This is a genomic window from Burkholderia sp. Bp9090 (genome assembly GCF_003857985.1).
In the GTDB taxonomy this organism is placed as follows: Bacteria; Pseudomonadota; Gammaproteobacteria; order Burkholderiales; family Burkholderiaceae; genus Burkholderia.
The window spans coordinates 344,330-351,928 of sequence record NZ_QTPV01000003.1; the positions used below are offsets into that span (position 1 = coordinate 344,330).

4 protein-coding genes are annotated in these 7,599 nt (G+C 65.0%); 3 read left to right on the plus strand and 1 reads right to left on the minus strand.

What is annotated here, in order from left to right; all coding sequences use genetic code 11:
* Positions 1-104: 104 nt before the first annotated feature.
* A protein-coding gene (locus DIE16_RS05070; RefSeq protein ID WP_124891939.1) for an IS3 family transposase occupies positions 105-1,642 on the minus strand; the annotation gives its coding sequence in 2 pieces (ribosomal slippage) (positions 105-1,015 and positions 1,015-1,642; 1,539 coding nt in all).
* A gap of 511 nt (positions 1,643-2,153) precedes the next feature.
* Here DIE16_RS05070 and DIE16_RS05075 point away from each other — a divergent pair.
* The 3 genes from DIE16_RS05075 to DIE16_RS05085 all read left to right on the plus strand — a co-directional run.
* Positions 2,154-4,346 (plus strand): type I secretion system permease/ATPase, encoded by a 2,193-nt coding sequence (locus tag DIE16_RS05075; protein ID WP_124891940.1) that lies wholly within the window; start codon positions 2,154-2,156, stop codon positions 4,344-4,346.
* Positions 4,330-5,754 carry an HlyD family type I secretion periplasmic adaptor subunit gene (locus DIE16_RS05080; RefSeq protein ID WP_124570421.1) on the plus strand — a complete coding sequence of 475 codons (1,425 nt, stop codon included), beginning with the start codon at positions 4,330-4,332 and terminating at the stop codon, positions 5,752-5,754. The genes DIE16_RS05075 and DIE16_RS05080 overlap by 17 nt, the downstream gene beginning before the upstream one ends.
* A 93-nt stretch (positions 5,755-5,847) precedes the next feature.
* A partial coding sequence (locus DIE16_RS05085; protein WP_260434346.1) for an Ig-like domain-containing protein occupies positions 5,848-7,599 on the plus strand: 1,752 nt, incomplete at its 3' end.

A 7,599-nucleotide genomic window follows, 5' to 3' on the forward strand; every position in this document is an offset into this window, starting at 1 on the left:
CAGTCGGAAGTGTAGTTGACATAATGCCGATGATCGAACTTTTTGATTGTAGTAGCTTTTTAGAAATGTCGTGTTCGGGGGTGCGGCTAGAATCTTGGACTGGTTTATGCCGCGAGCCCGAGGCGCTCCCGGTATTCGAGCGGACTCAGTGAGCCAAGCGAGATCTTAATCCGCTTGGCGTTGTACCAGCGGATGTAAGAATCGACCGCCTCGATGAACTGCTCGATGCTTGTAGCCTGCCAGGTCCGAGGATAGAACAGTTCCGTTGTCAATCGGCCGAAGAAACCTTCGCATGCCGCATTGTCGGGCGAGCAACCTTTGCGCGACATCGAGCGAATCAGCTTCGCATCGCGCATCCGTGAGAGCCACCCTGGCCAGCGATAGTGCGCACCGCGATCGGAGTGGACCATTGGCTGGTGTTGGCTGTTGGCCACTGTCTCGATCGCTGCGTCGAGCATGGTATTCACAAGCTCGGCGTCCGGACGCGTGCTGATCGACCAACTGACAACTAGCCCATCAAAGCAGTCGATCACGGGCGATAGATACACCTTGCCGGCTGGAATCTGGAATTCCGTAATGTCGGTGAGCCACTTTTTATTCGGCGCTGCCGCCCGGAAGTCGCGATTGACGAGGTTTTCTGGCGCGGGGCCTATTTCGCCTTGATAGGAGCCGTAGCGACGCCGGCGGGCACTGCCAGCGGCCAAGCCTTCTTGCCTCATCAAACGTCGAACGACTTTCTCCGATATGAAGACCTGCTGCTTACCGAGTGCCGCGCGTATCCGGCGATAGCCGTAGCAACGGTAATTGAGTTCGAAGATGTTCGTGATGACGCGACGCACGCCAGCATACTTGTCAGCGACAAGCAATCGTGCGCGATGGTAAAAATAGGAACTGCGGGCAAGACCCAATACGGCGAGCAGTTCTGGCAGTGCATGGATTTGTCTCAGGGCATCAACCAGCGTCGTCTTCTCCCGATTGCTCCGGAGCCGCGGGTCGATGCCCAGGCCTTTTTTAACAGTTCATTGGCCTTCTTCAGGATGTCGCGTTCAAGTTCCAGCTGCCGTATGTCGCGTCGAAGCGATTCCAGCTGCTGCTCCAGTTCTGCCGGCTCAGGGGCCGATGCCAGATTCTTATGGCGTTTCATGGATGCCGGAGCCTCTCGACCGAGTAGCTTATTTTTCCAGTTGTATAGCGTCGGCCTGCTCACGCCTATCTTTTCCGCGATCACGCGTGCACCTTCGTCTCTGGTGCACAGCTCAATGACCGCTGCCTGCCTCAACACTGGCGACGACGGCACATTCCGAGCATTGCTGACAAGACGTTTCCGAATATCGGGGCATAGCTCGTAGACCCACGCGGCCAGCACTGCGCGACACGGATACCCCAGTGCTCTCGTGGTCCCGGCAAAATTGCAGCCATGACTCAAATAATGCTCGACCGCGATCTGCTTCTGTTCGGTGGAGTAACGTGGCCTGGAGCGGCGATAGCCCGCCGGCAAATCGCCAACCTCAACGAACGCACGGTACCACCGTGCCAAGTTCTTGCGCGAAGGATATCCCAGCTCGCGAATAGTTGCCGCTGCGCTCCTGCCGTACTTGATGTAGAGCTGAACCGCTCGAACGCGGTCTTCGTATGAATACATGAACTACCTCCAAGGTAGTCCAAGATTTTGTCCGCACCCCCACCCACGTTGCATCGGCGATTCGTCGCGACACCCCGGACGTTTCAGCGCTGAAACATTTCTCGAGGCCGGGCCCAGCGCCCCGCTTGCGCCACGGCGACGGTTCGCCACCGCCCTGCTGCCCTGCCATCTTGATCCGCGCACGAGAGCGTGAGCGCCGCCGCGCACGTCCGCAACGCCACGCGCATTCATTCGTATCAGATCCGAAACCAAATCGCCATTCGCGCCGGCCGGCCGGCTCGCGCAAGCACGCACCGCCGTGCTGCGCGCGCCCACCACCCCATCTGGCCCGCTACTTGCTATTGCTCCGACGTAAGGCAGTAGTCGACAAGCAGTCGCACCAAGCGACGGACATCGAACGAACAACATCGGGGTAGCGCATGAGCAAAACAAAGCGCTTGACGGCGGGGATATCCGCGCCGGGGGGACTGCCGCACCAGTCCGACCGTCACCTGCGTGGCGGCGTACTGTAATGCACGCCGCCACGACGGAAGCCGCGGCGGGCGCGGCAGGCGCGCGTGCATGGGAGCTGCCCCACGGATCGGGCATCGAGGACGATCCGCTGCTGGGCTGCCTGCTCGTGTTGACGCGGCTGTTCGACCGGCCCGTGGGCGCCGACGCGCTCGTGGCCGGCCTGCCGCTGGCCGGCCAGCGCCTGACGCCGGCGCTGTTCATCCGGGCAGCGGCGCGCGCGGGCCTTTCCGCCAAACTGGCCCGGCGCGCGCTCGACGACATCCCGGACGCGGTCTTGCCCGTCGTGCTGCTGCTGAACGACGGGCAGGCATGCGTGCTGGTTCGCAGAAACGCGTCCGGCACCGTGCAGGTGATCCTTCCCGAAACCGGCTGCGGCGAGGCAGCGCTCGCCCCGGCCGAGCTCGCGCAACGCCATGCCGGCCTCGTGCTGTTCGCGCGCCCCGCCCACCGGTTCGACGCGCGCGACGCGGAAAGCGCCGTGCCGCGCCCGCGCAACTGGTTCTGGGGCGTGGTCGCGCAGTCGTGGCCGATCTACGCGGAAGTGATGCTCGCGTCGATGCTGGTCAACCTGTTTGCGCTGGCCATGCCGCTGTTCACGATGAACGTTTACGACCGGGTCGTGCCGAACCACGCGCTCGAGACGTTGTGGGCGCTGGCGGCGGGCATCGTGCTCGTGATCGTGTTCGACGTGGTAATGCGCACGTTGCGCGGCTATTTCATCGACATGGCCGGCAAGAAGATCGACGTGATCCTGTCCGCCAACCTGTTCGAAAAAGTGCTCGGCATCCGGATGGCCGCGCGCCCGCCGTCGGTCGGCGGATTCGCGTCGCAGATCCAGGAATTCGAAGCGGTGCGCGATTTCCTCACGTCGGCCACCGCGGCGGCGCTGATCGACCTGCCGTTTTCGGTGGTGTTCATCGCGGCGATGTTCTGGGTCGGCGGCGGGCTCGGCTGGCTGCCGCTGATGGCGCTGCCGCTCGTGATCGGCGCGGGCGTTGCCGTGCAGGGGCCGCTCGCGCGGGCCGTGCAGGCCAGCCAGCGCCACGCGAGCCAACGGCAGGCGCTGCTGATCGAAACGCTGGTCGGCCTCGAAACGATCAAGGTCAACGGCGCGGAAGGGCCGATGCAGGCCCGCTGGGAGCAGTTGCTGGGCGAGATCGCGCGGCTCGGGCTCAAGTCGCGCCTGCTGTCGGGATGCGCGGTCAATTTCGCGATGTTCTCCCAACAGGTGGCCTATCTCGCCGTAGTCCTGTGCGGCGTCTATATGATTGGCGACGACCGCCTCACGACCGGCGGCCTGATCGCCTGCACGACCCTGACGGGCCGCGCGCTGGCGCCGATGGGCCAGGTGGCGTCGCTGCTGACCCGCTACCACCAGTCCCGCAGCGCGCTGGCGTCGATCAGCGGCGTGATGAACCTGCCCGGCGAGCGCCCGGCCGACCAGCGCTTCGTGCACCGGCCGGCGCTGCGCGGCGAGATCGAATTCCGGAACGTCGGCTTCGCGTACCCGGGCCAGAGCGGCACGTCGCTCGACGGCGTGTCGTTCCGCATCGGCGCGGGCGAGCGCGTCGGCATCATCGGACGCGTCGGCTCGGGCAAGACCACGATCGAAAAACTCATCCTGGGGCTCTATCCGCCCGCTTCCGGCAACGTACTGATCGACGGCGTCGAGCTGCGCCAGTACGATCCCGCCGCGCTGCGGCGCGGGATCGGCCACGTGCCGCAGGACGTGATGTTGTTCAACGGCACCGTGCGGGACAACATCGTGCTGGGCGCGCCCGGCGTGGACGACGACGCCGTGCTGCGCGCCGCGCAGGTCGCCGGGGTCGCCGACTTCGTCAACCGCTTGCCGAACGGCTTCGATCTCGCCGTCGGCGAGCGCGGCGAAGCGTTGTCCGGCGGACAGCGTCAAGCGGTCGCGATCGCCCGCGCGATGTTGCTGTCGCCGCAGGTGCTGTTGCTCGACGAGCCCAGCAGCGCGATGGACAACCGGTCCGAGGAACTATTCAAGGCGCGGCTCGCGGCCCGCCTCGAGGGCCGCACGCTGCTGCTCGTCACGCATCGCCCGTCGCTGCTCACGCTCGTCGACCGCCTGATCGTGATGGATCAGGGCCGCGTCGTCGCCGACGGCCCGAAGGACCAGGTCCTGGCCGCGCTTGCAGGGAGGACGCTCCATGTCGCTGCTGGCTGAACCCGACGGCGCGGATACGCCGACGATGAACCGCGCCGCGGCGCTCAAGGCGCTGGTCGCACGGATCGGCGCGGCCCTCAGGCCGCGCGCCGACGATACGGCGTTCATGCGCGAACGCTGCGCTGCGGCAATGGAAGGGCCGCGCTATTTCAGCCACTGGATACTCTGGGCGACGCTCGCCTTCTTCGTCGTCGCCCTCGCCTGGTCCGCGTTCGCCGAAGTGGACGAAGTGACCGTCGGCGAAGGCAAGGTGATCCCGTCCAGCCGGGTGCAGGTGGTGCAGAACCTCGAGGGCGGCATCGTCTCCGAGATCATGGTGCGCGTGGGACAGGTCGTGCAGAAAGGCCAGCCGCTGATGCGCATCGACGATACGCGCTTCACGTCGTCGTACAAGGAAGGACAGGCGAAGGATGCCGCGCTGCTTGCCCGGATCGCGCGCCTCACCGCCGAGGCGAACGGCGCCGCGTTCGTCGCACCCGATCGGCTGGCGCAGACGAGCCCCGGCCTGCTGGACGAAGAGCGCTCGCTGTTCGCATCGCGCCAGCGCGAATTGCAGGCCAATCTGGACGTGCTCAGGCAACAGGCCGAACAGCATCGCCAGGAGCTCGCGGAGAAACGTTCGCGCCAGGCGCAGCTGCAGCATAGCTATGGCCTCGTCGCGAAGGAGCTGGCGCTGACGAGCCCGCTCGTGCAGAAAGGCGCGGTATCCGATGTCGAAGTCCTGCGGCTCGAACGGCAGGCCAATGACATGAAAGGCGACCTCGACGCGACGCGGCTGGCGATGCCGCGGCTGGAAGCCGCCTATCGCGAAGCGCGCCAGAAGATCGACGAAACGACCGCGCACTTCCGCGCCGACGCGATGAAGGAGCTGAACCAGGCGCGCGCCGAACAGTCCGCGCTGAGCGCGGCCAATGTGGCGCTCGAGGATCGCGTCACGCGCACGCTGGTGCGGGCGCCGCTGAAGGGCATGGTCAAGCAGATCAAGATCAACACCGTCGGCGGCGTGATCCAGCCGGGGATGGACCTGCTGGAGATCGTGCCGCTGGACGACACGCTGCTGATCGAAGCGCGCGTGCGGCCCTCGGACATCGCGTTCCTGCATCCGGGGCAGGACGCGACGGTCAAGCTCTCCGCGTACGACTTTTCCATCTACGGCGGCTTTCCGGCCGTCGTCGAGGACATCAGCGCCGACACGATCGTGCCCGACCGCCCCGGCGAGAAACCCGACAGCTACTACCGCGTGCTGGTGCGCACGCGGCAGAACAAGCCGAGCGGCCGCAGCCAGCCGGTCGCGATCGTGCCGGGCATGATCGCGACGGTCGACATCCGGACCGGCCGCCGGACCGTATTGCATTACCTGCTCAAGCCCGTCATCAAGACCAAGGAAATGGCGTTGCGCGAGCGCTGATACGAAGACCGATTTGCAGATCCGCAGGCGAGCGCCGCATGGGGCGGCGAAATGCCTGCATCAATACACATCAGACAGGACGGGGAGCACGACATGGCGACGACTTCGAACGGCACCGCGGTGTCCATCAGCAATACGCCGCAGGCACAAGACGATGTGTTCATGTCGGCGCAGACAGGGCTCACCGACAATGCACTCACCACCGTCTACCTGAACGTGATGGCGAACGATCTCGGCGGCGCGGCCAAGACGCTCTACTCGCTCGACTCCGGCACCGAAGCGACCGTCGCGCTCGAGCAGACCGCGCTGCTGACGCAGGACACGGCGAGAGCCGAAGCCGTGAGCATGGATTACAGCGCGCACGGCGCGCACATCTGGGTCACGTCGGACGGCAAGGTCGGATACGATGCGAGCCATCTCGATGCGTCATGGCTGTCGAACAGCTTCAATACGCTCGGCTACGCGCAGGACAGCTTCACGTACGCCATCCGGTTGGGCAACGGCACGCTGAGCTGGGCGACCGCCTATGTCGATATTGCACCGCCCGCCCCTGTCGTCGCGCTGGCGCACGACACGGGCAGTTCGGCCACCGACCACATCACGTCGGACTGCACGCTTTCGCTCGGCGGGATCGCACACGGCGCGACCGTTCAGTACAGCACCGACAACGGCGCGCACTGGAGCACCAGCTTCAGCGCGGTCGAGGGAACGAATACCGTGCTGGTCCGGCAGGTCGACATCGCCGGCAATGCGTCGGCGGCGGCGTCGTGCTGTTTCACGCTCGATACGGCTGCGGCTGTGGCGCCTGGTGTGGCGCTGGCGATCGATTCGGGCAGTAGTGCTGTTGATCACGTCACGAATGTCGGTACGCTGAATGTGACCGGGGTTCAGAGTGGCGCGACCGTGCAGTACAGCGTCGATAATGGTGCGCATTGGAGTACCAGCTTCGGGGCGGTCGAGGGTGTGAACAATGTGCAGGTGCGGCAGGTTGACGTCGCGGGCAATGCGTCAGCGGCGACGTCGTTCAGTTTCACGCTTGATACGTCGGCTGCCGCGCCCGGTGTGGCGCTGGCGGTCGATTCGGGCAGCAGTGCTGTTGATCACGTCACCAATGTCGGTACGTTGAACCTGACCGGCATCGAAACCGGCGCCACCGTGCAGTACAGCGTCGATAACGGTGCGCATTGGAACACCAGCTTCAGTGCCGTCGAAGGGTTGAACAACGTGCAGGTCCGGCAGGTTGACGTCGCAGGCAACACGTCGGCGGCGACATCGTTCAGCTTCACGCTCGATACGGCGGCGGCTGCTCCGGGTGTGGCGCTGGCGGTCGATTCGGGCAGCAGCGCTGTTGATCACGTCACCAATGTCGGTAAGTTGAACCTGACCGGCGTCGAAACCGGCGCCACCGTGCAGTACAGCGTCGACGGCGGTGCGCACTGGAACACCGGCTTCAGCGCGGTCGAAGGCACGAACAACGTCCAGGTCCGGCAGATCGACGTCGCCGGCAATACGTCGGCGGCGACGTCGTTCAGCTTCACGCTCGATACGTCGGCTGCCGCGCCCGGTGTGGCGTTGGCGGTCGATTCGGGCAGCAGCGCTGTTGATCACGTCACTAATGTCGGCACGTTGAACCTGTCCGGCATCGAGAATGGCGCCACCGTGCAGTACAGCGTCGATAACGGCGCGCACTGGAGCACCAGCTTCGGTGCGCTCGAAGGCGTAAACAACGTGCAGGTCCGGCAGGTTGACGTCGCCGGCAATACGTCATCGGCGACGTCGTTCAGCTTCACGCTCGATACGTCGGCTGCCGCGCCCGGTGTGGCGTTGGCGGTCGATTCGGGCAGC